Genomic DNA, 26,712 nt, shown 5'->3' on the forward strand with positions numbered 1-26,712 from the left:
TCCTTTCGTTCGTGGGAGTTAGCTACCGCTCTGGTTGCGCGTCGGAATGAAGCGGGCGACCTTGCCGCCAAGCTTCATCAGCGAGACGAGCGTGCCCTTGGGCAGCTTGCGCACATCGTCGAACCAGCCGGTCAATGTGCCCATGAAGGTGTGCATCCGCTCTATCCGTTCGCGGATATGCGCGGGCACGTCGTCACGGCCTTCGAGTTGGGCGGAGAGGTCTGACAGCACCTGCAGCGTGGGGTCGATCTCGCGCTTCTTGCGCTCCACGCTGATGCGCATCAGCATTTCCCACAGGTCGGTCTCGGCCACGAAGTGATCGCGGCGGTCGCCGATCACGTGCTGGCGGCGGACGATGGAATAGCCCTGCAATTCCTTGAGCGCGGTGGAGACGTTGGAGCGGGCGAGGCCGAGCGTGTCGCAGATCTCCTCCGCATGGAGCGGACGGTCGCTGAGGTAGAGCAGCGCGTGCACCTGGCTGACCGAGCGGTTCACCCCCCAGTGCGAACCCATCTCCCCCCAGTGGAGGATGAAGGCTTCGGCTTCGGGAATATCGGTGATCTTCACGACTCGCTGCGCCTTTCTGCATTTCTGTAATTTCAGAAATGCACGAACAGGCGTGCCAAGTCAACGGGCGTGTCTATCCGGTGCTTCCCGACATTGTCCTTGCGAGTTGACCCTAGCCCTGCCGAAGGTCTTCGATGACCGTTCCCGAAGCACCGACTTCCGCCTCGTGACTTTCCTCGCGCCAGCTTTCGGCCAAAGCCTCTCGCTCCCACTGCTGCATGGCGGGGTGCGCCAGTATCCGCTCCACCCATGCCTGTCCCCGTCCCACGTCCAGCCCGTGGGTGCGCACGCGGAACGCGACCGGGGCGAAGAACGCATCGAGCGCGGTGAAGTCCGGCCCGGCCAGCCACGGTCCGCCGAAGCGATCGAGACCCTCCTCGAAAAGTTCGCGCACACGCGCCACGTCCTTCGCCAGTGCAGGATCGGCCGCAGCCATCTTCACTCTCACGCCGACGTTCATCGGGCATTGGTTTCGGAGGGCGGAGAAGCCGCCATGCATTTCCGCGACACCGCACATGGCAAAGGCGCGCGCAGCCTCGTCCTTCGGCCACACGCCGTCGTGCCTCTCCGCCAGGTAGAGCGCGATGCCGAGCGAATCCCAGACCGTGCGCTCTCCGTCGATCAGCACGGGCACTTGCCCGGTGGGCGAGAAGGCGCGGAAGGCCTCGTAGTTCACCGGGGCCGTGAAAGGCTCGATGCGGTCGTCGAACGGGATGTCCAGCGCCTTCATCAGCACCCAGGGGCGCAGGCTCCAGCTCGAATAGTTCCGGTTGGCGGTAATCAGCTGATAGGACACGGCAGCAGTCCTCCCTTGCCGCAGGCATAGCCCGGCCTTCGGGCGCCAGCCAGCGTCAAGCGGGCCTCAGGCTTCGTAGTGCGCCGTCGTCTTGTCGGCCACCTCTTCGGCGGTCACGCCGGGAGCCAGCTCGATCAGCTTGAACGGGCTCTCGTGGTCGGGCCGCTGGAACACGGCGAGATCGGTGATGATCATGTCGACCACGTTGGTGCCGGTCAGTGGCAGGGTGCATTCGGGGATGAACTTGGGATCGCCGTGCTTGCTGGTGTGCTCCATCACCACGATGATCTTCTTCACGCCCGCGACCAGGTCCATCGCGCCGCCCATGCCCTTCACCATCTTCCCGGGGATCATCCAGTTGGCGATGTCGCCGTTCTCGGCAACTTCCATCGCGCCCAGCACGGTCAGGTCGATATGCCCGCCGCGGATCATGGAAAAGCTGGTGGCGCTGTCGAAATAGGCGCTGTGCGGGAGCTCGCTGATGGTCTGCTTGCCCGCGTTGATAAGGTCGGCGTCCTCCTCGCCCTCGTAAGGGAAGGGGCCGATGCCAAGCATGCCGTTCTCGCTCTGCAGCGTGACCTGCATGCCTTCGGGGATGTGGTTCGCCACGAGCGTGGGGATGCCGATGCCGAGATTGACGTAAAAGCCGTCCTCCAGTTCGCTTGCGGCGCGGGCAGCCATTTCGTCACGGGTCCAGGGCATGTCGGGTATTCTCCTTGGGGGGCGGGATCAGGGGCGAAGCGGCGGATCAGCCGCCGACGGGGTTGTCGATCAGGAACCAGCCATTGCCCAGCAGGATTTCCAGCGGGCGCGCGTCGTTCTGGTCGATGATGTAATTGTAGAGGTCGTCGAAATCGGAGCGGGTATCGCCAGCAACCGCAATCACGCACTGCGTTTCCGACAGCGCGGTGCGGCGCGCCTGCTTGGTCTCTCCCGGATAGCGCTCGACATAGAGCGAATCGCTGCCTTCGGGGTCGAGACCGGCTGCCACCAGGCGATCGCGCACGGCGCGCGCGTCCACAGGGCCGCGATCGGTCATCCAGGCGATGCTCACGTCGCGCATGCGCAGGTCTGCCAGAACGCGTGACAGTTCGGTGTTCATGGCGAGCGGACCGGCAATGGGCACGAGGCCGTCCTCGGGATCGAGATCGATCACGACGGTGGGCGAATTGCCCGCGCAATCGCGCCGAACCGGCTGCAGGCTGGTGGGATCGGCCAGCATGGCGGAGGTCATCGGCAGGCCTTCGCCCAGCGTGCGCATGGCATAGCCGTGCAGCGCGCCATAGCCTTCGCCCGCCGGCATGTTCAGCGCGGCCTGCGCGGCGGAGCGACCGGCGAGACGGTCAGCTGCGGGATTGGCCGAAGCGGGAGGTTCTGTGAGGGGCTGGCTGGTCGCCAGTTCTTCCGCTGGCTGGGCGGGATCTTCGATGGCCGCAGGCGGAGCCTGCTCCGGCTCGGCTGCAGCCGGTTCCGGAGCCGAGGGCGCGGCAGCCGGCACCGGCGGTTCGGCTGCGGCGAGGGCAGGGGTGGGCGTCGGAGCCGGAGTTGGCCGCGCCACCGGAGCGGCCGCGTTCCGGATATCCACCTGTCCGTCCGAACGGGCATCGTCCGACACGCTGTTGCGAACCAGGGCACCACCCCCGGCGACGATCGGCAGGGCGGCCGCCGCGATGCATCCCTGCAGCGTCAGCGTGGCCACTCCCACGAAAAGGAGTTTGCCACACGGCACCGGCGCGCGCGTGGCTCTATCAAGAGGCCGCAGCTCAGGCATTTTCGCGCTCGCGCGTGGTGACGAACTCGATCTTCTTGTCGTAGGGCGCGCCCACGACCATGCGATTGATGAAGACGCCTGGCAGGTGGATGCAATCGGGGTCCAGCGATCCGGCCGGCACCACTTCCTCCACTTCGGCGACGCAGATCTTGCCGCACGTGGCTGCAGGCTGGTTGAAGTTGCGGGCCGTCTTGCGGAACACCAGGTTGCCGGTCTCGTCGGCCTTCCATGCCTTGATGATGGAAAGGTCGGCGAAGATCCCCTTTTCAAGGATGTAGTCTTCCGGCCCGTCGCCGGTATCGAACTGCTTCACTTCCTTGCCCTCGGCCACCTGCGTGCCGACGCCGGTCTTGGTGTAGAAACCGGGAATGCCCGCGCCGCCGGCCCGCATGCGTTCTGCCAGCGTTCCCTGCGGGCAGAACTCCACTTCCAGCTCTCCGGCAAGGTACTGTCGCTCGAATTCCTTGTTCTCGCCAACGTAGGACGAGATCATCTTCGCCACCTGCTTGCTGCGCAGGAGCATGCCGATGCCTTCGTTGTCGATCCCGGCATTGTTGCTGGCGAAGGTGAGGTTCTTCACGCCGCTGTCCTGGATGGCCTTCAGCAGCCGTTCCGGAATGCCGCACAATCCAAAACCGCCGCTGGCAATCAGCATGCCATCTTTCAGCAGGCCTTCGAGAGCGGCTTCGGCGGACGGGAAGAGTTTCTGCATCGCGGCATCCTTGGCAGTGTTCGAAAGGAGTGTTTGCAGCGCATTAGAACCAAGTGTGGCGGCTGTCACCAGCCAAGGACGCGCGCTCCGCCCATGGAGGGCGATTCGTTGCGCAATGCACAATTCAACCGCCGAAAAGCATGCTGCGCCTGCGAAGTGAAGCGTCAGCAGTCGATACGCATGGATTTAGAGGTCTGAAATCTAATAAGAACAGATTGCAATTGCGTTTTCTGCAACAACCCGTGTTCTTTTCGCACTTGCGAGATCGCGGTCATCCGCGCATATCTGCTCGTGCCTTTCAGGCATCCTCTCCCAAAACTTCCAGGCCCGGTCGGCAACGACCGGGCCTTTTTTCTTGCTCGCCTCAGCCGCCCGCCTGCGCGGGAAATCTCGGCACTATCCCGCTCCCGGCAGGTTTGAATTTCATGCGGCCCGTTCCTAGGTCCGCAATCGAGACAGGATCGGAGCAAGGACGAGACAATGGCCGAGGCGGATGCAGCGAAAGTGGAAGAGGGTACGGTAAGGCTGCAGGTCGCCGCCGCCCGCCAGGAAGAATCGGGACGCGGCGTCGTGCGCATGCCGCGCAGCGCCTTCCAGAAGCTAGGCATCACCGAAGGCGATCCGGTGGAGATCGAGGGCAAGCGCGTTACCGTGGCCGTCGCCGCGCCGTCCTACAGCGAGGACGAGGCGCTCGACGTCATCAGGCTTGATGGCCTGCAGCGCGGCAACGCCGAAACCGCATCTGGCGAACACGTGCTCGTTCGCCGCGCCCAGACCAAGCCCGCCACCCGCGTGGTCTTCGCACCCTCGCGCCGCGAAATGCGCCTGCACGGCCCCAGCGAGGCGTTGAAGAGGGTGTTCTTCAAGCAGCCGCTGACCGCCGGTGACCTTGTCGCCACGCACGGTCAGCAGCCGGTGCAGAACGTGCCGCCCGAAGTGCGCCGCATGTTCAACGCACCTGCCTATGCCCTCACGCAGATCCGCCTTCAGGTGGTCTCGACCAGTCCCAAGGGCTTCGTCCACATCGACGAGAATACCGAGGTGGAGCTGCGCACCGAGTTCGAGGAACCGCGCGATGCGCGCGGCATGATCAACTACGACGACGTCGGCGGGATGGAAGAGACCATCAAGGCGCTGCGCGAGATGGTGGAACTGCCGCTGCGCTACCCCGAACTGTTCACCCGCCTGGGCGTCGATCCGCCCAAGGGCGTCCTGCTGCACGGCCCGCCCGGAACCGGCAAGACCCGGCTGGCGCAGGCGGTAGCGAACGAATCGGATGCCGAGTTCTTCACCATCAACGGCCCCGAAATCATGGGCTCGGCCTATGGCGAATCGGAAAAGCGCCTGCGCGAGGTTTTCGAGGAGGCCGAACGCAGCCAGCCGGCCATCGTCTTCATCGACGAGATCGACTCCATCGCTCCCAAGCGCGAGCGGGTGCAGGGCGAGGCGGAAAAGCGCCTCGTCGCCCAGCTGCTGACGCTGATGGACGGATTGCAGGCGCGCGCCAACCTGGTGGTGATCGCCGCCACCAACAGGCCCGACGCCATCGACGAAGCCCTGCGCCGGCCGGGCCGTTTCGATCGCGAGATCGTGATCGGCGTGCCCGACGAGAATGGGCGGCGCGAGATCCTGGCCATCCACACGCGCGGCATGCCGCTGGGTGAGGGAGTGGACCTGAAGGAGCTTTCGCGCTCCACCCACGGCTTCGTCGGCGCCGACCTCGCTGCCCTGGCGCGCGAGGCGGCGATCGAGGCCGTGCGCCGCATCATGCCCAAGCTCGACCTCGATGCACGCGAGATCCCCGCCGAGGTGCTGGAGGAGCTCTGCGTCGAGAAGAACGACTTCCGCGAGGCCCTGAAGCGTGTGCAGCCCAGTGCCATGCGCGAGGTGATGGTCCAGGCTCCCACCGTGGGCTGGGAAGACCTGGGCGGTCTCGACAGCGCCATAACCTCGCTGAAGGAAGGCGTGGAACTGCCGCTGAAGAACCCCCGCGCTTTCGAGCGGCTGGGGATTCGCCCCGCCAAGGGGTTCCTGCTCTACGGCCCGCCCGGAACCGGCAAGACCCTGCTGGCCAAGGCCGTCGCGAAAGAGGCCGAGGCCAACTTCATCTCCATCAAGAGCAGCGATTTGCTCAGCAAGTGGTACGGCGAAAGCGAGCAGCAGATAGCCAAGATGTTCGCCCGCGCCCGCTCCGTCGCGCCGTGCGTCATCTTCATCGACGAGATCGACAGCCTCGTGCCCGCGCGCGGGTCCTCCGCCAACGAACCGCAGGTGACGGCGCGCGTGGTCAACACGATCCTGGCCGAAATGGACGGGATGGAGGAAATGTCCTCCATCGTGGTGATCGGTGCGACCAACCGGCCCACCCTGGTGGACCCCGCGCTGCTGCGTCCGGGCCGCTTCGACGAACTGGTCTATGTCGGTGCGCCCGACCAGGCCGGACGCGAGCACATCCTGCGCATCCACACGTCGGCCATGCCGATGGCGGACGACGTGGACCTGGCGGCCATCGCGAAGGAAGCCGAGCGCTTCACCGGGGCCGACCTTGAGGATGTGGTGCGCCGCGCCGGCCTCAACGCCATCCGCCGCACCAATGGCGCGCCGGAGCAGGTGACGAAGGTCGATTTCACTGCGGCCCTCAAGGACTCGCGCCCCACGGTGACGCCGAAGATGGAAGAGGAATACAAAAAGATGAAGGGCGAGCTGAAGAAGCGCGCGCTGGAGGTCAATCCCATCGGCTTCATCACCGAAGGCATGGTGGAATCGACCCGCGAGAAGAAGCACGGGCCGTAGGCGGGGCCTAACTCCGGGCGGACAATGATGATGGAACATGGTAGCGCTTCAGCGTGGAGGGCTTGGCCATGTTTCATCGCCGCATGCTGGGGTATCTCAAGGAGCAGAACTGGTTCGCCGTCATCGTCGAATTCCTGATCGTCGTCCTCGGGGTGTTCCTGGGCATACAGGCATCGAACTGGAACGAGGCGCGCGCCGAACAACGACTGGGCGAGGCCTACCTCGATGGATTCCGGGCGGACTTGCTGGCCGACAGCCGGATGCTGACGGAGGAAATCGAAGGACGCCGCGCGCAAAGTCAGGACGCTCTAGCCGTGCTTGAATTCTATGATGGGCGCGAGTTGGAACCGGCGCTTTTCTTCGAAGCATTCTACTCCGCCCTCTATTCCCGGCAGACGCAGCCGAACCGGAACACGATGGACGAGGTGCTGAATGCAGGCGCGCTGCATCTCATTGAAGACGACGATGTCCGGCTTGGCCTGCTCGACCTGCAGGCAACCTACAGGAACATCGAAGCCAGCGAAGAGCATCTCTCGCGGGACTTCGACCAGTATCTCTACGACCCGACGTTTTCCTCCATTCCCGTCCAGATTGCCGGGCCATGGCAAGATACACCCGCCTTGCGGCGCGATGCGCAGGCGCTGCTCGATGATACCAGGATCGAGAACGGGCTGCGGCTGGTCGTTGCCAACCTGCAGCTTCCCGGCGGGATAGAAGACGAGCTCGAAGTCGCGAAGGCGCAAGTCGACGATCTGCTGCGCCGGATACCGGAAGGCTAGCGTCCCGCCAGCCCGGCAGCCTTGCGGGTAAGGGAGTAACTCCTAATCCTTGCCCGAGGTCATACCCGCTTCCCCGCCTTCCCACAGCGCTTCTGCGGCAGAGGCCACGCGGCGCACGGCGATGGCTTCGGGCATGTTTTCGCGGATGAAGGCGAGCATGCCTTCGCGGATCTGGCAGCGCAGGTCGAAGGCGGTTGCGGCGTTCTCGGCGCTCATCAGCAGGCGCAGTTCCATCGAATCGAGCGTGGTGTCCGTGACCTGCACCGCTTTCACCCGCTTGTCCCAGTTGGCATTGGCCTCGATCTGCCGCTCGAACTCGGCACGCAAACGGGGTACGTCGGCCAGCGGGTCGAGGTGCAGGAACACGGTGCCAAGCAGTTCTGCGCCCTGCCGCGTCCAGTTCTCGAAGGGTTCCTCCAGGAACTTGTTCACCGGCACCACCAGCCGCCGCTCGTCCCAGATGCGCACCACGACATAGGTGGTGCGGATATCTTCGATCTTGCCCCACTCGCCCTCGACGATCACCACGTCGTCGATGCGGATCGGCTCTGTCAGGGCCATCTGCAGGCCGCCGATAAGCGCCTTCAAAGCGGGCTGGGCCGCCGCGCCTACCGCCAGCGCGGCAAGGCCGGCAGACGCCATCAGAGTGACCCCGATGTCGCGAACGCCGGGGATGGAGAGCAGCATCAGGCCCACGGTGATGAAGATGATCACGAAGGTGCCGATGCGGCTGAAGATGGCGAGCCGGGTGCGCCGCCGCCGCGCCTGCAGGTTGTCCACGACGTCGATATCGGCGCGCATCGTCATCGCGGCGACGAGGGCGCGCATGATGGCCAGGGCAATCCAGCCGATCAGTGCGGGCATCACGAAGCCGGCGATCTTCTCCCACGCCGCGTCCAGCCGCGGGACTTCGCGCGCCGCCAGTACGATGCCCAGAGCCACCATCGCCCACTTCGTCGGTCGCGCCAGGTGCTTGACCACGACATTGTCCGTCTCGCTGTCGCTGGCATGGGCGACCTTGCGCAGGATGCCGAACAGGATGCGATAGGCGATCAGCGCCACGATCACGCCGATGGCGGCGGCCAGTGCGGCCACGAGCCAGGCTTCCGCCGGATCGGGGATGGCTTCGCGCAGGGAGGTCAGCATCTCGTCCATGGTGCAGTGCAGTAAAGCCCGCGGCGCGGGCCCGCAAGGTCAGTGGGCGGCATCCCAGCTGGCACCGGTGCCGATCTCGATGCCCAGCGGCACGCTCAGTTCCACCGCAGGCAGCGCTGCCTCGGCCATGACACGCTCGATCACCGGAGACGCCGCCTCGACGTCGCCTTCCGGCAGTTCGAACACCAGTTCGTCGTGCACCTGCAGCAGCATGCGCACCCCCTTGCCGTTGTCCGGGCCGAGGCCGGCATCGGACAAGGCGGGCAGCATGCGGGCCATGGCGCGCTTGATGATATCGGCGCTGGTCCCCTGGATCGGCGCGTTGATCGCCGCGCGTTCGGACCCCTGCCGCTCCGCCTGGTTCTTCGAATTGATGCGCGGGAACCACGTCTTGCGACCGAACAGCGTCTCCGAATAGCCCTTTGCCCGCACCGTCTCCAGGGTCTCGTGAATGTAGTTCTGGATGCCGGGAAAGCGCTTGAAATAGGTGTCGATCACCTCCTGCGCCTCATCCGGCTCCACGCCAAGCCGGCCTGCGAGGCCCCAGCGCGAAATGCCGTAGAGAATGGCGAAGTTGATCGTCTTGGCCTTGGCGCGGGTGTCGCGGTCGACTTCTCCGTACATCTCCTTCGCGGTGCGGGCGTGGATGTCCTCACCCTGGCCGAAGGCTTCCTTCAGTTCGGGAACATCGGCCATGTGCGCGGCCAGGCGCAGCTCGATCTGCGAATAGTCCGCCGCCAGCAGCACGTTGCCCTCGTCCGGCACGAAGGCCTTGCGGATCTGCCGCCCGATCTCGGTACGGATGGGAATGTTCTGGAGGTTTGGATCGGTGGACGAAAGGCGCCCCGTCTGCGCGCCGACCAGCGAATAGCTGGTGTGCACCCGGCTGGTCTCGGAATTGATCGCTTCCTGCAGGGCGTCGGTATAGGTGCTCTTCAGCTTCGACAGCTGGCGGTATTCCAGCACCTTGTCGGCGATGGTCGCGCCCTGCGCGCTAAGCCTTTCCAGCACCGCCTGGTCGGTGGAGTACTGCCCGCTCTTGCCCTTGCGGCCGCCCTTGTAGCCCATCTTGTCGAACAGGATGTCGCCCAGCTGCTTGGGGCTGCCGATGGTGAATTCCTCGCCCGCCTCGGCGTGGATTTCGCCCTCGATGCGCGCGGTGGTTTCGGCGAACTGCTCCGAAAGGCGCGAAAGCTCGGCGCGGTCCACCTTGATGCCTTCGCGTTCCATCGCGGCCACCACCGGAATCAGTGGGCGGTCGACCCGCTCGTAGATGCGCGTCGCCCCTTCCAGCGGGAGGCGGCGATGGAGGTGCTGGTAAAGCCGCCAGGTCACGTCGGCGTCCTCCGCGGCGTATTCGGTGGCCTTGTCGAGTGGCACTTCGCTGAAGGGAATGGCCTTCTTGCCCGTGCCGCAGATATCCTTGAACTTCAGGCAGGTGTGGCCGAGATGGCGTTCCGCCAGTTCGTCCATGCCGTGTCCGCCGCCGATGCCCGATTCCTCGCGGCCCGCATCCATGGCGAAGCTCACGATCATCGTGTCGTGCACCGGTGCAAGGTCGATCCCGGCGCAGCGTTTCAGCACGTTGATATCGTATTTGACGTTCTGCCCCACCTTCAGCACCGCTTCGCTTTCCAGGAGCGGCTTGATGGCGGCGAGAGCGGCGGAGCGTTCGACCTGCTCGGGCTTCTCGTCGAACATGTCGCTGCCGCCGTGCGCCAGCGGCACGTAGCAGGCATCGTTCGGCCCAAGCGCAAGGCTGAAGCCGACGAGGTCGCAGGCCATGGCATCGAGATCGCTCGTTTCCGTATCCACTGCCACCAGCCGCGCGGCAAAGGCGCGCCCCACCCAGTGTTTCAGCCGTTCCAGCGTCTGCACGCATTCATAGGTGCTGCGGTCGACAGCGGGCCAGTCGGGCAGGGGCTGTGTGTTACCGCCCGGAGCCGCCGCCTCGCCCTTGGTATCCTGCTTCGCCGGATTGAGGTCTGTCGCGCGGTTGGGGCTGCCGTTGCCCGCGCCCAGTCGGCGCAGCAGGCTCATGAAGCCGTGGGTCTCGAGGAATTGCGCCAGCGGTTCGCTGGGCACCCCGTCTAGCTTGAACTCGGCGAGATCCTGCGGAAGCGGGCAGTCTTCCTTCAGGGTCACGAGCACGCGCGAAAGCTCGGCATCGCCGCGATGCTCGATCAGCCGTTCCTTGAGCTTGCTTGTCTTCATGCCCTCGGCAGCGTCCAGCGCGGCGGTGAGGCTGCCGTGCTCGGCGATCAGCTTGCTGGCGGTTTTCGGGCCGACGCCGAAGATGCCGGGAATGTTGTCGACCGAATCGCCCATCAGCGCCAGCACGTCGCCCACCAGCTCGGGGGGCACCCCGAACTTCTCGATCACCTCGTCGCGCCCGATGCGGGCGTTCTTCATGGTGTCGAGCATGTCGATGCAGCCGCCTTCGGCAACGCCCTCTTCCAGCTCATCCTGGGCGCATTGGCCGATCAGCTGCATCAGGTCCTTGTCGGAAGACACGATGGTGACGTCCCAACCCCTGCGGGTGGCCGCACGCGCATAGCTGGCGATCATGTCGTCCGCCTCCACGTCCGGTTCCTCGATGCAGGGCAGGGAGAAAGCGCGCGTCGCATCGCGGATCAGCGGGAACTGCGGCACCAGATCCTCGGGCGGAGGCGGGCGGTTGGCCTTGTACTCGCTGTAGATCTCGTTGCGGAACGACTGGCTCGACTTGTCGAGAATGACGGCAAGGTGCGTCGGGCCCTCAGCCTTGTCCAGGTCCTCCGCCAGCTTCCACAGCATGGTGGTGTAGCCATAGACCGCGCCCACCGGCGTCCCTTGCGGATTGGTCAGCGGCGGAAGGCGGTGATAGGCGCGGAAGATATAGGCCGAACCATCGACCAGGTAGAGATGCTGCTTGTCGGCCATGGGTGCCTGCTAGCACGCAGTCCCGCCCCCTGTAAGCACCAATCGGCCTGCCTTATTCTCGCCCTCCGTTCGCCGCATTTGCGCCACATTCCGCTTGCGAAAGGTAGAATGTGGCATTATTTGGGCACCAGAGCCAGCGGAAGGGTTGGCTTCGGGACGGGCAGCAGCCTCTCCCAAAAATGTGTAATTCAAGGGGTTTATACCTATGCGTAAGATCGTTCTCGTCGCTGCCGCCGCTGCTGGCGCCCTGACTCTGGCCGCTTGCTCTGAAGGCACCGAAGACGCCGCCGAAGCCACCGCTGAAAGCGCCGCCGCCGACACCGAAGCCAACATGGAAGCCATGGGCGAAGGCGTGGAAGACGCCACTGCCGAAGCCGAAATGGAAATGGAAGAAGGCATGGCCGCCGCTGGCGAAGAAATGCAGGAAGCCGGCGCCGAGATGGAAGAAGAAGCCGCCGAAGCCGAGTAATCGGTTCGAGGCCTTCAGGCTTACAGAACAAAGGGCGTGGCCAGCGATGGCCGCGCCCTTTTTCTTTGTCCGCTTGAAACCGATCCGGAAAGATCAGCGCGTGGCCGCGGTGTTTCCGGTGCCGGAGTGGCTGGCGTTGGCGAAGCGGCGCGATGCCGCCTGTTCGGCGTAGCCATCGTAGACGGCCCGCGCGATCGAGGCGATGCGCTGGTCGCGCAGGCTGCGGGCGCGGCTCTTGTTGCGGTTCTCGTCCGCCTGCGAAGCGCTCTGCCCCGTCACGAAAACAGCAAGCGCGATGGCGCGCCCGTCGGGCATTTCCACGATACCGATATCGCCCGCCATGCGGTTAAGTGTGCCGGTCTTGTGCGCCACGCTGACCCCGTCTGGCATTCCTGCACGGATACGGTTGCGGCCGGTGCGGCAGCGTTCCATCGCATCGAGGATGACCTGGCGGCTCTCGGCGCTCAGCCATTCGCCCTGGTAGATCCCGGCCAGCAGCTTCACCATCGTCTCGGGCGTGGCGCTGTCGCGCGGATCGATATGGTAGGTGGGGTCGAACTCGCCGTCGTCGCGAACCAGCGTCGCGATGTCGCGGCTCAGGTTGAAACCTTCCAGACCGGCCCGGCGCGCCCAGTCGTTAACGGCCGAAGGCCCGCCGACCGCTGCCAGCAGGGCATCGGTTGCCGGGTTGGAACTGCGGGTGATCATCAGGTCGATCAGCTGTTCGGCAGGCAGATACTCACCCTCGCGAACGGGAGCGACCCGCGTGGAGAAACGCTGCGAGCGCACGGCCCAGAGCAGGGGAAACTCGCTCGTCAGGCTCCAGCGGCCCTGGTCCACCCCTTCCAGGAAGGTCGCCGCGATGGCGATCTTGCTGGTGGAGGCCATGGGGAAGAGCTGGTCGCCCAGGATCGAGATGCTCTCGCCGCTGGCAAGGTCCAGCGCGGCAACGCCGATGCGCCCATCGCTTCCATCGGCCACCTGCGCGATGCGCCTTTCCAGCGCCGTGGTGGGTCGATCGTTGATCTCCGGCGGCTCGCGAACGTCTGTCCCGAACGCGTTGTCAAAGCGACTTTCGAAGTCCTGAGCCTGCGCCTGCGCGGCGGCGAGGGGAGTCAGAACCAGCGCGAGAAGCGCAATTATGCGTGCGATCACCGAGTTACCCATTCCATTTCGTTGCCAGAAACGTGCTTAGTAATTGCTTAATAGCACGCAGCCGGCGAACCCAGCGCGACGAAACGCCCCAGATTGTCGATACTTCGAGGGAAAAGGTGGTCCCGGAGGCGTTTCAAGGCCCGGAAAGTCGGTGGTCAGGCGTTGGCCAGTACCTTCTCGATCTTGTCCAGCGGCTCGTGCGTCAGGGCCTTGTCGACCTCTCCAGCCAGCCGCTTTTCCAGTTCCACGTGGTAGTGGCGGCGCATTTCGCCCAGCGTCTTGGGATCGGCAACGATAACCAAGTCTTCGAACTCGCCCGCGATCGCCTTGGCATTGAGCCATTCGGCGGCTGCCGCGCCGTGGGCCAGTTCGTTAAGGTCCGTGTTGCCGCTCATCTGGCTAGCGGAATCCTGGTGCTTCACCCCGGCGCTGAAATTCGTCGCGTCGAGCGAAGGCTCCGCCACCTTGGTCAGCTTGGGTTCGAAGATCTGCCCGTCGTTGCGCAGCAGTACGAAACGCTCTCCGTCGACGAGGGCGACATGGGCCTTGTGCGGAACTTTCATGGATGTTCTCTCCTGCTGTTGGTTGTCTCTCCCCACCAACGAGCCGAGGCAGCAAACGTGCCGGGAAAACCGCGCTATTCGGGCTTTCGCAGGCGCCAGGCGAATTGATCGGTGTTGCCACGAATGCTGTCGTCGAACACGTTGGCATCTCGGGGATCGTCGGGGCGCGAGTAGAGGTCCGATTCCTCTTCCAGCACGAAGCCGACGCCGGTCAGCGCGTCGAGCGCCATCTGCCGGTCCATCCTGTGCAGCTGGTCTGCCGCTTCCGCGCCGCCGCCTTCCGCCGCTAGGTGATCGACCACCACCAGAGTGCCGCCGGGTTTCAGCGAATCGTACAGCATCTGCACCGCCGCATCCGCCGTGCCCTCGGGCATCTGCGAGATATAAAGATCGTGGAAATTCATCGCCGTGATGATGGTGTCGAGCGGCTCCGGCCAGCCCGGCTCCGCCACCGGCCCGCGCAGGGGAAATACGCGAACGGGGTTGCCCTCCTGGTCCGCATAGGGCGCGACGGCGGCATCCTGTTCCTCGGCATAGGCGGGGCGGAAATCGATGAACTCGGTCGGCTGGAAGGCGTAGACCTTGCCGTTCGCCCCCACCGCCATGGCTAGCAGCCGGGTGAGATAGCCGCCCCCCATGATGTAGTCGCCTACCACCTCGCCGCGGTCGATCTGGGCGAAGGCCAGCAGTTCTGCCGGTTGGCGCGTCTCGTCGTACTGCCGGTCGTCCATGCGGGCGACGTCGTTCACCGCCTGCATGTATTGCCGCGGCGAATATTCCGCCGTTTCCGTCTCCACCGTCTCGGACTCGCCGCCGCAGGCGGACAGGCACAGCAGCAGCGCGCTGGCGATCATGGCATGATGCATCGTGAACTCTCCCCTCGTTCCCACTGGGATGGAGACTACCGTTCAGGTCCCGGTGCTACAACCCGGCATCAAGCCGCTTGACGAGGGCAGCCGTTCCGGTGCCTATAGATTTCGAATGAAATCACTTTCCGGATCGCACACCATGAAAAACTCTCGCCACCTTTTTGCAGGCGCTTCGCTCGCCGCTCTCCTGCTCGCCGGAACCAGCGCCGCCACCGCGCAGGAGGTGACGATCGTCCAGCCCGGCCCCGTGGGACAGGAACCGCGCACGCTGAGCGAGGACGAGGCCACGCGCCTGGCCCGCAACGCCTATTCGCCCGCAGACGTGGCGTTCATGCAGGGCATGATCGTGCACCACCAGCAGGCTGTGGACATGGCCGCTCTTGTGGAGGAGCGGACGAACACGCCGGAAATCCTCGCGGTCGCGGGCCGGATCGACGCGTCGCAGGAAGACGAGATGGACTTCATGCGCACCTGGCTTTCCGACCGGGGAGAGGCGCTGGAAATGGCCGGCATGGGCCACGTCAATCACGCCGGCATGGAAGGCATGGCCACGCCGGAGGAGATGGAGGCGCTGGCCGCCGCGCGCGGCACCAATTTCGACCGTCTGTTCCTCGAACTGATGACGCGCCACCACAAGGGCGCCGTCACCATGGTGGAAGAACTGCACGATCGCCAGGGCACGGCCGCCGATCCGGTGATGTACGAATTCACCAGCGAGGTGGTGAACGACCAGAACGCAGAGATCGAACGCATGAACGCCGTTCTCGCCAGCCTTTCCGACGATCCCCGCGTCACCCTGCGCGCGGGCGTCTTCGATGCCGAGGAGGCGATCAGCAACCTTCGCCATGTCGCTTTCCTCCGCAAGCCGGCCGGCTTCTACGATCCGGAAAACCCCGCCGGTCTGCGTCCGCGCATTGAGGATGACGAGGGCGAAAGCGCCCAAGAGGATGGCGCCGGGGCCGATGCCGCCGATGAGCATGCCGGCCATGCCGGCCATGCCGCGATGGCCGCCGCCGACCCGCGCGATGCCGAAGAGGACGATGAGCCGCGTTTTGCCGAACGCGGCGGCATGCTGAGCTTCTCCAACACCGATCTCGCCTTTTCCGGCGATCTGATGGTGGCGGGCAACTACCATGGCTTCAACGCCTATCGCCTGGGCGAAGACGGCGTGCCGCAGCTGGTCAGTTCGGTCGTCTGTCCGGGCGGGCAGGGCGACGTGTCCATCGCCGGCGACATCCTGGTGATGAGCGTGGAGGAAACGCGCGGCCGCGTCGATTGCGGGCTTCAAGGCGTGGACGACCGCGCGAGCGAGGAACGCTTCCGCGGCCTGCGCATCTTCGACATTTCCGATGTCACCCGTCCGCGCCAGGTGGGCCAGGTGCAGACCTGTCGCGGCAGCCACACCCATTCCATCGTCGAGCGCACGGACATCAGTCTGATCGTCTACAACTCCGGCACCGGCAGCGTGCGCGACGAGGAGGAACTGGAATTCTGCGTGGGCGACGTGCCGGGCGACGATCGCACCGCGCTGTTCAGCATCGACGTGATCGAGATCCCGCTCGCCGATCCCTCGCTGGCGCGCATCGTATCCAGCCCGCGCGTCTTCGCCGATCCCGAAACAGGGCGGCTTGCTGGCCTATGGCTGGGCGGCGATCATGGCGATGACACGCAGGACACCCGCCGCACGGACCAGTGCCACGACATCACGGTATTCCCGGAACTGGACCTTGCCGCCGGAGCCTGTTCGGGCAACGGCATCATCTTCGACATTTCCGATCCGCTGAACCCGGTGCGCATGGACGAGGTGGTGGATGAAGGTTTCGCCTACTGGCACTCCGCCACGTTCAACAACACCGGCGATGTCGTGCTGTTCACCGACGAATGGGGCGGCGGCGGACGTCCGCGCTGCCAGGCCAGCGATCCGCGCAACTGGGGTGCCAACGCCTTCTATGCGATCGTCGATGGAGAGCTGGAATATCGCGGCACCTACAAGCTGCCCGCACCTCAGGGCGAAACCGAGAACTGCGTGGCGCACAACGGGTCGATCATTCCGGTGCCCGGCCGCGACATCTTCGTGCAGGCCTGGTATCAGGGCGGGCTTTCCGTGATCGACTTCACCGATCCCGCGAACCCCTTCGAGATCGCCTATTTCGATCGTGGCCCGGTGGATGCCGACCAGCTGATCACCGGCGGATACTGGTCCGCCTACTGGTACAACGGCCGCATCTACGCGACCGAGATCGCCCGCGGCATCGACGTCTTCGCGCTGGAGCCGAGCGAGCACCTCACGGCAGCCGAAATCGCCGCCGCCGAAGCCGCCAGCTATCGCGGGGACGTGTTCAATCCGCAGACCCAGTACCCCGTCACCTGGAGCGACGAGGTGCTGGAAGCGGTCGAGGAAAGCCGGCTGGGCGGCTAGCTAGATCAGAACCAGAAGCGCAGGCCGGCGACCACGGCAACCCCGTCGGGGTCGTCGCCGGCGTCGCGGATGAAGTCCGCCGTCCGCCCGGTCGCGGCCTCGTATTCGACGCCGATATAGGGCGCGAACTCGGGCACGAATTCGTAGCGCAGACGTGCGCCCACCTCGATCTTCGAGAGCCCCGCTCCGACGCCGCGCTCGGGAATGTCCTGCGCCGAAAGCTCGGCCTCGACGCGCGGTTGCAGGATCAGGCGCTGGGTCAGCTTCATGTCGTGCTCGGCCTCGATCCGCGCGGTCAGGTCGCCTTCGTCGGAGAGGAAGGCCGCGGCATCGAAGTGGATCATGTAGGGCGCAAGGCCTGCCGCGCCCAGCGCCAGATGAGCGGTGGTGTCGGGCTCGACATCGAGGCGGACGCCCGCCTGCAGGTCGATGAAGGGGCCGATGGCGCGTCCCCACAGCAGCTGCATCTCGGCGTCCTCGATCTCGCCGCCGTTGCCGAATTCGCCTTCACCCTCGGTCTTGAACACGGCCTTGTTGAGCGATGTGCCGTACCATACGCTGGCATCCCACAAGTAGGCATCGTGCCCCTCGGAAAGGCGTGCTTCCAGCCGTTCCACGAAGACCATGCCGGTGGTCATGTTTCCGTGGGAGACATGGTTGTAGGCGCGCGCGGCGGCCATGCGCTGTTCGTCGAAGAAAAGGTCGGCGGCGTGGGCTGGCCCCTCGAACGCGCGCGGAGGCGGCGGACCGGTGGGGATATCCATCGAGCCGTGGTCCATCTGGGAGTGATCCATCCCGCCATGGTCCATGGTGCCGTGGTCCATCTGGGAGTGATCCATCCCGCCATGGTCCATGGTGCCGTGGTCCATCTGGGAGTGGTCCATCTCGCCATGATCCATCGTGCCGTGGTCCATCTGCGAATGGTCCATCTGCGAATGGTCCAGGGCAGGCTCTTCCTGCTGTTCCATCGCGTGCTGCGAATGGTCCATCTGGCCGTGGGCGGAATGATCCATGCCCTGATGCGCCGCGTGGTCCTGTTCCTCCTGCACCGGTTCGTCGTGACCGTCATGGCCCGAGTGATCCTGCGCCGCAGCGGGAACGGCGAACAGGGCTGCGCCTGCCAGCAATAACGCGCGCATCAGCCTTCTCCTCCGGGGAACGGCCGTACGGTGACGGTCTGCATCATGCCTGCGTGCATGTGGTAGAGAAGGTGGCAGTGGAAGGCCCAGTCGCCCGGCTCGTTCGCCGTCAGGTCGAACGTCGCCGTGGAGCCGGGCTGCACCACGAGCGTGTGCTTCAGTGGCTGGTTCGTCATGCCCGCCCCGTTGACCAGTTCGAAGAAGTGCCCGTGCAGGTGGATCGGGTGCGCCATCATGGTGTCGTTCACCAGCTTCACCCGCACCCGCTCGTCATAGCCGAAGCGGATGGGATCGTCGGTCACGGCGCTGAACTGCTTGCCGTCGAACGACCACATGTAGCGTTCCATGTTGCCGGTCAGGTGTATCTCCAGGCTGCGCGTGGGCATGCGGTGCGGGTTGGCGTTCTTCGCCCTGAGATCGGTGTAGCGCAGCACGCGGTGGTCGACCTTATCGAGGCCGAGGCCGGGGAAATCCATCCGGTCCATCGGCATCGGGGCCACCATGTCGATGCCGGGGCCGACCTTCACGTCGGGCGGCAGCAGCGATGTATCGCGCATGGAGTGGTCCATGCCGCCCGAACCGTGATCCATGCCCCCGTGCGCGCCGTGGTCCATCGCGCCCATGCCCATGTCGACCATCGTCAGCGTGACGGGTTCGCGCAGGGGCGGGGGCGTGGCGCGGCGTCCTGCCTGCGAGGTGAGGTTGGCAACGGCCATGCCGGAACGGTCCATTGCCTCGGCAACGAAGGCATGTGCGCCCGCGCCGGGCTGGACGATGACGTCATATGTCTCGGCAACGCCGATCTGGAACTCGTCGACCTCGACGGGATCGACTTCCTGCCCGTCCGCCGCGATCACCTGCATCGGCACGCCGGGGATGCGAACGTTGAAGAAGGTCATGGCAGAGCCGTTGATCACGCGCAGTCGCACACGCTCGCCGGGATTGAACAGGAATTCCAGTCCGTCCGCCGGGCCGTGGCCGTTGGCAAGGAAGGTATAGGTCGCGCCGGTGACGTCGGAGATATCGCGCGGGTTCATCCGCATCGCGCCCCACATCAGCCGGTCCTCCAGGCTCATCTCGCCGCTACCGACCGTCAACATCTGGCGGTTGAAGTAGTGCTCGCCCACCGCCAGCATCCGCGCGATCTCGTGCGGGTGGCGCGGGGTGAATTCGCTCAGCAGCACCACGTAGTCGCGGTCGTAACGCGGATCGGGTTCGCCGCTCTCGATCACGATCGGGCCGTAGTGGCCGGCCTGTTCCTGCAGGCCGGAGTGCGAGTGCCACCAGTAGGTGCCCGTCTGCCGAACCGGGAAGCGGTAGGTGAACGTCTCGCCCGGACGGATGCCGGGGAAGCTGACGCCGGGCACGCCGTCGAACTGGAAAGGCAGCAGCAGCCCGTGCCAGTGGATCGAGCTGTCCTCCGCCAGGTTGTTGGTGACGTTCAGCGTTATGTCCTGCCCTTCGCGCAGGCGCACCAGCGGGCCAGGAACGGTGCCGTTCACCGCAATCGCGTGGCCTGACCGGCCGCCGGTGCTGAAATGGTGGTTGCCGATCGTCAGGTCGATGGTGTCTCCCGAGAGCTCGCCAAAACCCTGGCGTGCGTGAGTAAGGGATTGCCCGCGCGCCCACGAAGGAACGGCAAGACCTGCTGCGGCAAGGGCGCTGCTTCCAATGAAACCGCGCCGGGACAAACTGAGGGCTTGTGTCATGGCGCTCAACTACATACCCTAGGGGGGTATTTCAAGAGGACAAAAGCCCATGGTTGAGCAAACCGCCTCGCTGAAGAACCGCCTTGGCCGCATCGAAGGCCAGGTGCGCGGCATCATGCGTATGGTCGAGGAAGATCGCTACTGCATCGATATCCTTCACCAGATACAGGCGGTGAAGGCCGCGCTGGCCAAGGCCGAGGACGAAATTCTGAAGAATCACGCCTCCCACTGCGTGGCCGAAGCGATCGCCTCGGGTGACGAAGATGAGCAGCGCGCCAAGTTCGGAGAGCTGGTGGACCTGTTCGCCAAGGCCAAGCGATGAGAGCGCCCGCGGGGCTGGAGACGACTCTCGCTGGCTAGGCGCACGAAGGAACTTTCCCCCGCAGCGAGGCCTTGTTTGGGCACTAGCACGTGAAACGCAGAGCCCGTTCCCGACACGGGGCGGGGGAGAGCGTGGCACGCTGCCACTGTGCGACTAGGACGCTTTCGGGAGCGGGAACGATGGAATTCGTTATTCAGGTGGCAATCGCCCTGTTGGCGGTTTCCCTGGCGGGGGCGCAGCACCTGGCCATGCTGGGCTCGGTTGCAGACCGCGTGCTGGCGTCTTCTCGTCCCAAGTGGCAGCGCTTCCAGATCCTTCTACTGACGGCGACGGTCGGTCAGAGCCTGGCGGCGCTGATATTCGGGTTCGCCTTCGTGCTTTCGATGCGGCTCGGGCTGGGCGAGTTCCAGGAAGTTTCGCAGCCCGAATTCCTGCAGGTCTTCACCTTCTCCATGGTGAACCTCACCACCCTGGGACTGGGCGACCTGGTGCCGACAGCCGAGATGAAATTCCTCGCAGGCGTCGAAGCCATGACGGGGTTCCTTCTTATCAGCTGTTCGGCCTCGCACGTCTTCCAGGTGATGCGCGACTGATCGTCCGAGAGGCCGACGAGCCCGCTCGCTTGCCCTGAACTTCTCCCCGTCCCGCTTCCTGTATGCGGATCTGCGGAAGATAAAAGGAAAGGGCCGGGAGGATATGCTCCTCCCGGCCCCTGCCGTTAGCCTTGGATGGGTGGCGCGGCTTAGAAGCCCATGCCGCCCATGCCGCCGCCCATGCCGCCCATGTCGGGCATGCCGCCACCGGAAGACTTGTCTTCCGGAACCTCGGCGATGGCCGCTTCGGTGGTGATCAGCAGGCCGGCGACCGAGGCCGCGTCCTGCAGGGCGGTGCGCACGACCTTGGTGGGGTCGATAACGCCGGCCTGCACCAGGTTCTCGTAGGTGTCGGTCGCGGCGTTGAAGCCCATGGTCTCGTCGTTGCCGTCGATCAGCTTGCCGGCGACAACCGCACCGTCATGGCCGGCGTTCTCGGCGATCTGACGGATCGGAGCCTGCAGCGCACGACGCACGATGTCGATACCGCGGGTCTGGTCTTCGTTCTCGCCGGCCACGCCCGCGAGGGCCTTGGTGGCATAGAGCAGCGCGGTACCGCCGCCCGGGACGATGCCCTCTTCCACGGCAGCGCGGGTGGCGTGCAGAGCGTCGTCCACACGGTCCTTGCGCTCCTTCACCTCGACTTCGGTGGCACCGCCGACCTTGATCACGGCAACACCGCCGGCGAGCTTGGCCAGGCGTTCCTGCAGCTTTTCCTTGTCGTAGTCCGACGAGGTCTGCTCGATCTGCGAGCGGATCTGCTCGACGCGCGCCTTGATGGCGTCGCCTTCGCCCGCACCGTCGACGATGGTGGTGTTGTCCTTGTCGATGGTGACGGTCTTGGCTTCACCCAGCATGCTGAGGCCGACGTTCTCCAGCTTGATGCCGAGGTCCTCGGAAATCATCTCGCCGTTGGTGAGGATCGCGATGTCCTGCAGCATGGCCTTGCGACGATCGCCGAAGCCCGGTGCCTTCACGGCAGCGACCTTCAGGCCGCCGCGCAGCTTGTTGACCACCAGGGTAGCCAGCGCTTCGCCTTCGATGTCCTCGGCGATGATCAGCAGCGGACGACCCGCCTGCACCACGGCTTCCAGCACAGGCAGCATGGCCTGCAGATTGGAGAGCTTCTTTTCGTGGATCAGGATGTAGGGGTTTTCCAGCTCGACCGTCATCTTCTCCGGGTTGGTGACGAAGTAGGGCGAGAGGTAGCCGCGGTCGAACTGCATGCCTTCGACGGTCTCGAGCTCGAATTCGAGGCCCTTCGATTCGTCGACGGTGATCACGCCTTCCTTGCCGACCTTTTCCATGGCCTCGGCGATCTTCTCGCCGACTTCACGGTCGCCGTTGGCGGAGATGATGCCGACCTGGGCGATTTCTTCGGAGCCCGACACGTCCTTCGAACGCGCCTGCAGGTCCGCAACGACCTTGGTCACGGCGAGGTCGATGCCGCGCTTCAGGTCCATCGGGTTCATGCCGGCGGAAACCGACTTCATGCCTTCGCGCACGATCGACTGCGCCAGCACCGTTGCGGTGGTGGTGCCGTCACCGGCGGCATCGTTCGCCTTGCTGGCGACTTCGCGCAGCATCTGTGCGCCCATGTTCTCGAACTTGTCCTTAAGCTCAATGTCCTTGGCGACGGTAACGCCGTCCTTGGTGATGCGCGGAGCGCCGAAGCTCTTGTCCATCACCACGTTGCGGCCCTTGGGGCCCAGCGTGACCTTCACGGCATTGGCGAGCGTATCGACGCCCTTGAGGATGCGTTCACGCGCATCGCGGCCGAACTGTACGTCCTTGGCAGCCATTTTCGTTTCTCCTGGAAATCTCTGTTTTGTGAGGAAGCGTTACGAGAGTGGGGCGATCAGCCCAGCACGCCCATGATGTCGCTTTCCTTCATGATGATCAGGTCTTCACCGTCGATCTTCACCTCGGTGCCGGACCACTTGCCGAACAGCACGCGGTCGCCGGCCTTCACGTCGAGAGCGGTGACGGTGCCGTCTTCGGCCTTGGAACCGTTGCCGACGGCGACGACTTCGCCTTCGCTCGGCTTTTCCTTGGCGCTATCGGGGATGATGATGCCACCGGCCGTCTTTTCTTCGGCCTCGAGGCGGCGGACCAGTACGCGGTCGTGCAGCGGACGGAATGCCATTGTCTATGACCTCTTCCATATGAGTGTTGTGACGATTGGCACTCTCCGACCGAGAGTGCCAGCGGCGTGCATTTGGGTGCGCGTTCATATGGAGTCAATGGGGCACGGCCAGATTTTTCGGCCGCTGCGGCGGGGCGAGCGCGGCTTGCGCTACTTCACGCCGGGCGCCGTCAGGCCCAGCGCTTCGCGCCTGTGCCAGCGCCACGTAAGCAGTGCCGCGGCGCAGACAAGACCCGTGGCAAGACCCATCCAGACCCCCAGGCCCTCAAGCGGGGTGTAGAAGCCCAGCAGGACGGCCATTCCCGCCCCCGGCACCCAGTAGGAGAACACCGCGATCCACATCGGCACGCGGGTGTCCTTGAGGCCGCGCAGCGCGCCCGCAGCGACCACCTGCAAGCCGTCGAACAGCTGGAATGCCGCGCCCACGGCCAGGAACGACAGGGCCCAGGTCACGACGCCGGGATCGTCGGGGTTCCACGGATCGATGTAGATGGCCAGCAAGTACATGGGAGCCAGCAGCAGCAGCAGCGCGGTCAGGGCCATGAAGCTTCCGCCCATGCCAATCGCGACAGCACCTGCCCGCCGGATGCCTTCGTGGTCGCGCGCGCCGAAGAAATAGCCCACGCGTATCGTGGCGGCCTGGCTTACGCCGAAGGGCACCTGGAACATGATCGCCACGATCTGCAGCGCGATGGCATGGGCCGCCAGCTGGTCCGCACCCAGCAGGCCGAGCAGGAACGGCGCGGCGGCGAAGATCCCCGCCTCTGCCAGAATGGTGAGGGAAATCGGCGTGCCGACCCGCACGATTTCGTTCAGCCGCGCCCAGTCGGGCCGCCAGGCAAAACCGAAAACGTGATAGCGATGCAGCCGTGGATCGAGCCGGATGGCGATGGCATATGCGGCCAGGATCGCCAGGGTGGTGATGATCGTGGCGATGGCCGCGCCCTCCAGACCCATTGCCGGGGCGCCGAGGTTGCCGAAGATGAAGATCCAGTTCGCCAGGGCATTCACGCCGATGCCCATGCCGGTGATCAGAGTGGCGAAGATCGGCCGGCCCAGTGTCGAGACGAAATTGCGCAGCACGCCTGACGCGATCATGGGTATCGTCGACCACAGCAGCAGGTCGGTATATTCGCCTGCCAGCGCGGCGATGTGCGGCTGCTGCCCGGCCAGGATCATCACCTCCTCGGCGAAGGCACACAGGATCATCGCCACCGCTCCGCACCCGACCGACAGCCACAGCGCCATTCGCACGGAACGTCTCACCGGCCGCAGGGCCGGCCCTCGCGCGCCCAGTTCCGCCGCCATGATCGGCGCCACCGCGCCGGTCAGCCCGTGCAGCGACCAGATCAGCAGGCCGAAGACCGATACCGCCAGAGAGGATGCCGCCAGCTCGTCCGCTCCCAGCCGCGCGATGAAGATCACGTCGATAGAGTAGATGAACATCTGCAGAAGATTGGCGAGCGCCAGCGGCCCCGCGAGGCGGAGAGTCTCGATGCCTTCGGCTTTCCAGCCGGGCGTGGGAGGGTGCGCAACGGGTCGCATGACTGGCTCGCCGCCCGAGGGCAGCCGGACCGGATAGGCGCGCGACCACAGGGGGAAAAGCCGAAAAGCCGGCGCGCGTCATGATTGTTGGAATGGTGAGGCCGCGGGGTAACAAGCCTTGCCGATCGTGGCGCTCCGCGCCTAAAGGACATTGTCAATGTTTCAGCGGAAGGATGTTATGCGTAACCAGCTTGCCCTCGCCACCACGACTGCCCTTGCACTGGCTCTCGCAGCCTGCGGCGGCTCTCCCGACGATGCCGAAGAGACGTCGGCCGTCGACGAGGTCGTGACGGCCGAACCGGTCGACGAAGCGGCCGATGACGACGCGGCGGATGCCGACATGGTGGAAGCCGACGAGGGCGAGACGGCAGCGCAGGACGAAGGCGAGGAAGACGGCGAAGAACCCGCACCGACTGCATCGGCAACCGCCTCGCCTACGCCTACTCCCACGCCGACACGCGTCGCCGCCGCCGGTCCGCCGCAGGCCTTCACCACCTGCGGCGTTTGCCACTCCGTGGAACCCGGCCAGAACATGATCGGCCCGACGCTGGCGGGCGTGGTCGGTCGCCGCGCGGGCAGCGTGTCGGGTGCCAACTACAGCCCGGCGATGCAGGAGGCGAACATCACCTGGACCGAGGCCAACCTGCGGCGCTACATCCTCGACCCCAACGCCGTCGTTCCGGGTGGCTCCATGCCTAACCCCGGCGTGAACGCGCAGCAGGCGCAGGCGATCATCAATTACCTGAAGACGCTCTAGTCCTCGCTGTTCGGGCGGCGGGCGAGGATTTCGCCCGCCAGCCATTCAAGCACGCCGCCATGGCCCTCTACCGGGGCATCCTGCGGGAAGACCGGGGCGGGCCAGTGGGGGGCGATCCCCGTGCCTTCGAACAGACCGCCATCGGGAGCGGTGAACGCCTCGTTGGAAAGTTCCAGGTACCAGCCGTTGGGAAGCGGTTTCGGGAGTGGGGTGGAAAAGGAACCCCGCGTCGTTCCACCCACCTGGGTGACCCTGGAGTTCTGGCGCAGCGCCAGGGTAGCAAGCTCGCCGCCAGAGACGGTGACATCGCTTGTCAGCAGGTAGACGGGACCGGCAAAGCGCGGCTCCGGCGGCACGTCGATGACATAGGGCACGGGTTCGCCGCCGCCGGTATTGGTCACCGTATAGCCAAGGTAGGCAGTCTCGGTGAACCGACCGGCGAGGCGACGCGCGACGAGGTCGTATCCGCCGCGATTGTTCGACAGGTCGAGGATGACGGCCTCGACGCCGCGCTCGGCAAAGCCCGCCAGGATCGTGTCGAAGGCCGCATCGAAGGCGGCGAGTTCGGCATCGGCCCAGGCCTGCGTTCCCACGACCTGGCTCTCGTCGAAACCGCCCATGGTGAAGACCTGGATGTAGCCGATCCTGCCACCCGCCATCGTGCCCTGAACGATGCGATCGTTCGCAACCATCGATGCACCGGGGTCGAGCACCTCGTCCAGCAATTGCCCGACGATGCCGCGCAGCCAGGCGCCTTCTCCCATGCCGGACCTGATCATCGGCAGGGTCGTACCCAGCCCGCCCTGCGCGCGGCGCTGTTCACCGTCGATCTCCGCGATCAGCTTGGTGTGGGAATCGCCAAGCGCCTCCACCATGTCTTCCATCACCGTGAACAGGGCGGCATCGCCCATGCCGTCGCGGACGCGCGAACGGTTGCGGGCCACCAGGTCGTCCCAGACGACGCCGCGCTCGTCGAAGAAGCCGTAGTGCCGGTCCATGATTGCCGCGAAGGTATCGAAGATGGCGGTTTCGCTGGCGGGCGGCGTCGGGGTGCAGCGCGGCGGTAGACTCTCGATCCGCCGGAAGCGCGTCGGCGTGTCGCCATCGAGATACCGGAAGATCGCCTCGTTCCCGTCCAGCAGCGTGATGAGGCGATACTCGATCTGACCCATTGTCGCCGCGGCGGTGCCGCCCTGGTCCGCACGATAACAGGCATCGGGCGTGTCCTGCCAGCGGGCTATGCCGGCATCGTCTATCTCGAGGATCCAGCCGTTGGCATCGGATTGCCACACGCCGCGGGTGCGGGCACTCCGTCCTGAACGATAGCCTGCGGCTGCGCTTCCAGGTTCGCCGTTGGCGCGGTCGCACATGCGGAAAGCGAGGCAAGACCGGCAACCATCGGGATGAGATGTCGGGTTGTCACGATGTCTCCCAGGCAGGGGCAAAGAAAAAGGGGCGGCTTCCTTGTAGGAAACCACCCCTTCTCTGATCAATCCTTGAAGCGGACCGAAGGTCGATCCGCCTCGACCGA

General features: G+C 65.1%; 23 protein-coding genes. 7 read left to right on the forward strand and 16 right to left on the reverse strand.

What is annotated here, in order from left to right:
• Window positions 1–18 precede the first annotated feature (18 nt).
• The 5 genes from AAA989_RS08140 to AAA989_RS08160 all read right to left on the reverse strand — a co-directional run bounded on the left by AAA989_RS08140 (window position 19) and on the right by AAA989_RS08160 (window position 3,846).
• Window positions 19–567, reverse strand: coding sequence for a GbsR/MarR family transcriptional regulator (locus tag AAA989_RS08140; RefSeq protein ID WP_338242417.1), 549 nt, complete (start codon window positions 565–567; stop codon window positions 19–21).
• Window positions 568–679: 112 nt separating this feature from the next.
• On the reverse strand, window positions 680–1,363 hold the full coding sequence (locus AAA989_RS08145) for a glutathione S-transferase family protein (RefSeq protein ID WP_338242419.1): 684 nt from the start codon (window positions 1,361–1,363) through the stop codon (window positions 680–682).
• 66 nt (window positions 1,364–1,429) lie between these two features.
• Window positions 1,430–2,065 (reverse strand): CoA transferase subunit B, encoded by a 636-nt coding sequence (locus AAA989_RS08150; protein WP_338242421.1) that lies wholly within the window; start codon window positions 2,063–2,065, stop codon window positions 1,430–1,432.
• Between the two features lie 46 nt (window positions 2,066–2,111).
• Window positions 2,112–3,062, reverse strand: coding sequence for a hypothetical protein (locus tag AAA989_RS08155; protein WP_338242423.1), 951 nt, complete (start codon window positions 3,060–3,062; stop codon window positions 2,112–2,114).
• Between the two features lie 64 nt (window positions 3,063–3,126).
• Complete coding sequence (locus tag AAA989_RS08160) at window positions 3,127–3,846, reverse strand: CoA transferase subunit A (protein ID WP_338242425.1); 720 nt, start codon at window positions 3,844–3,846, stop codon at window positions 3,127–3,129.
• Between the two features lie 480 nt (window positions 3,847–4,326).
• On the opposite strand from AAA989_RS08160, the gene AAA989_RS08165 reads away from it, so the two are divergent.
• Both AAA989_RS08165 and AAA989_RS08170 read left to right on the forward strand, forming a co-directional pair.
• Window positions 4,327–6,639, forward strand: coding sequence for a CDC48 family AAA ATPase (locus AAA989_RS08165; RefSeq protein ID WP_338242427.1), 2,313 nt, complete (start codon window positions 4,327–4,329; stop codon window positions 6,637–6,639).
• 68 nt (window positions 6,640–6,707) lie between these two features.
• Window positions 6,708–7,418 carry a hypothetical protein gene (locus tag AAA989_RS08170; RefSeq protein ID WP_338242429.1) on the forward strand — a complete coding sequence of 237 codons (711 nt, stop codon included), beginning with the start codon at window positions 6,708–6,710 and terminating at the stop codon, window positions 7,416–7,418.
• 42 nt (window positions 7,419–7,460) lie between these two features.
• Here AAA989_RS08170 and AAA989_RS08175 read toward each other — a convergent pair whose 3' ends face one another.
• Window positions 7,461–8,573 (reverse strand): mechanosensitive ion channel family protein, encoded by a 1,113-nt coding sequence (locus tag AAA989_RS08175; RefSeq protein WP_338242432.1) that lies wholly within the window; start codon window positions 8,571–8,573, stop codon window positions 7,461–7,463.
• A gap of 39 nt (window positions 8,574–8,612) precedes the next feature.
• The gene (gene polA, locus AAA989_RS08180; protein ID WP_338242434.1) at window positions 8,613–11,495 is read right to left on the reverse strand and encodes a DNA polymerase I; all 2,883 of its coding nucleotides are present in this window, start codon (window positions 11,493–11,495) and stop codon (window positions 8,613–8,615) included.
• 205 nt (window positions 11,496–11,700) lie between these two features.
• Here polA and AAA989_RS08185 point away from each other — a divergent pair, with 205 nt between their 5' ends.
• Window positions 11,701–11,964 carry a hypothetical protein gene (locus tag AAA989_RS08185; protein ID WP_338242436.1) on the forward strand — a complete coding sequence of 88 codons (264 nt, stop codon included), beginning with the start codon at window positions 11,701–11,703 and terminating at the stop codon, window positions 11,962–11,964.
• A gap of 93 nt (window positions 11,965–12,057) precedes the next feature.
• Here the strand turns inward: AAA989_RS08185 and AAA989_RS08190 are convergent, their stop codons facing one another.
• The 3 genes from AAA989_RS08190 to AAA989_RS08200 all read right to left on the reverse strand — a co-directional run bounded on the left by AAA989_RS08190 (window position 12,058) and on the right by AAA989_RS08200 (window position 14,548).
• On the reverse strand, window positions 12,058–13,119 hold the full coding sequence (locus tag AAA989_RS08190) for a serine hydrolase (protein WP_338242438.1): 1,062 nt from the start codon (window positions 13,117–13,119) through the stop codon (window positions 12,058–12,060).
• A 155-nt stretch (window positions 13,120–13,274) separates the two neighbouring features.
• Window positions 13,275–13,682 carry a baeRF12 domain-containing protein gene (locus AAA989_RS08195; RefSeq protein ID WP_338242441.1) on the reverse strand — a complete coding sequence of 136 codons (408 nt, stop codon included), beginning with the start codon at window positions 13,680–13,682 and terminating at the stop codon, window positions 13,275–13,277.
• A gap of 74 nt (window positions 13,683–13,756) precedes the next feature.
• Window positions 13,757–14,548, reverse strand: coding sequence for a class I SAM-dependent methyltransferase (locus AAA989_RS08200; protein ID WP_338242443.1), 792 nt, complete (start codon window positions 14,546–14,548; stop codon window positions 13,757–13,759).
• A 115-nt stretch (window positions 14,549–14,663) separates the two neighbouring features.
• On the opposite strand from AAA989_RS08200, the gene AAA989_RS08205 reads away from it, so the two are divergent.
• On the forward strand, window positions 14,664–16,970 hold the full coding sequence (locus AAA989_RS08205) for a DUF305 domain-containing protein (RefSeq protein WP_338242445.1): 2,307 nt from the start codon (window positions 14,664–14,666) through the stop codon (window positions 16,968–16,970).
• 5 nt (window positions 16,971–16,975) lie between these two features.
• On the opposite strand, the gene AAA989_RS08210 is transcribed toward AAA989_RS08205, so the two are convergent.
• Complete coding sequence (locus tag AAA989_RS08210; RefSeq protein ID WP_338242447.1) at window positions 16,976–18,109, reverse strand: copper resistance protein B; 1,134 nt, start codon at window positions 18,107–18,109, stop codon at window positions 16,976–16,978.
• Window positions 18,109–19,818 carry a copper resistance system multicopper oxidase gene (locus AAA989_RS08215; RefSeq protein WP_338242450.1) on the reverse strand — a complete coding sequence of 570 codons (1,710 nt, stop codon included), beginning with the start codon at window positions 19,816–19,818 and terminating at the stop codon, window positions 18,109–18,111. The genes AAA989_RS08210 and AAA989_RS08215 overlap by 1 nt, the downstream gene beginning before the upstream one ends.
• Window positions 19,819–19,867: 49 nt before the next feature.
• Here AAA989_RS08215 and AAA989_RS08220 point away from each other — a divergent pair, with 49 nt between their 5' ends.
• Both AAA989_RS08220 and AAA989_RS08225 read left to right on the forward strand, forming a co-directional pair.
• Window positions 19,868–20,140, forward strand: a complete 273-nt coding sequence (locus AAA989_RS08220; RefSeq protein ID WP_338242452.1) for a metal-sensitive transcriptional regulator — start codon at window positions 19,868–19,870, stop codon at window positions 20,138–20,140.
• A 179-nt stretch (window positions 20,141–20,319) separates the two neighbouring features.
• Complete coding sequence (locus AAA989_RS08225) at window positions 20,320–20,733, forward strand: ion channel (RefSeq protein WP_338242454.1); 414 nt, start codon at window positions 20,320–20,322, stop codon at window positions 20,731–20,733.
• Window positions 20,734–20,882: 149 nt separating this feature from the next.
• Here the strand turns inward: AAA989_RS08225 and groL are convergent, their stop codons facing one another.
• From groL to AAA989_RS08240, 3 genes are all read right to left on the reverse strand, one after another.
• The gene (gene groL / locus AAA989_RS08230) at window positions 20,883–22,535 is read right to left on the reverse strand and encodes a chaperonin GroEL (RefSeq protein WP_338242456.1); all 1,653 of its coding nucleotides are present in this window, start codon (window positions 22,533–22,535) and stop codon (window positions 20,883–20,885) included.
• 56 nt (window positions 22,536–22,591) lie between these two features.
• Window positions 22,592–22,879, reverse strand: coding sequence for a co-chaperone GroES (gene groES, locus AAA989_RS08235; protein WP_119586592.1), 288 nt, complete (start codon window positions 22,877–22,879; stop codon window positions 22,592–22,594).
• 150 nt (window positions 22,880–23,029) lie between these two features.
• On the reverse strand, window positions 23,030–24,424 hold the full coding sequence (locus tag AAA989_RS08240; RefSeq protein WP_338242461.1) for an MATE family efflux transporter: 1,395 nt from the start codon (window positions 24,422–24,424) through the stop codon (window positions 23,030–23,032).
• A 178-nt stretch (window positions 24,425–24,602) separates the two neighbouring features.
• On the opposite strand from AAA989_RS08240, the gene AAA989_RS08245 reads away from it, so the two are divergent.
• Window positions 24,603–25,181, forward strand: a complete 579-nt coding sequence (locus tag AAA989_RS08245; RefSeq protein WP_338242463.1) for a c-type cytochrome — start codon at window positions 24,603–24,605, stop codon at window positions 25,179–25,181.
• Here AAA989_RS08245 and AAA989_RS08250 read toward each other — a convergent pair.
• Window positions 25,178–26,551: a S41 family peptidase gene (locus AAA989_RS08250; protein ID WP_338242465.1), complete on the reverse strand. Its 1,374-nt coding sequence runs from the start codon at window positions 26,549–26,551 to the stop codon at window positions 25,178–25,180. The two genes, AAA989_RS08245 and AAA989_RS08250, sit on opposite strands and share 4 nt — an antisense overlap.
• Window positions 26,552–26,712: the final 161 nt, after the last annotated feature.

The organism is Aurantiacibacter hainanensis (assembly GCF_036321025.1).
GTDB lineage: Bacteria > Pseudomonadota > Alphaproteobacteria > Sphingomonadales > Sphingomonadaceae > Alteraurantiacibacter > Alteraurantiacibacter hainanensis.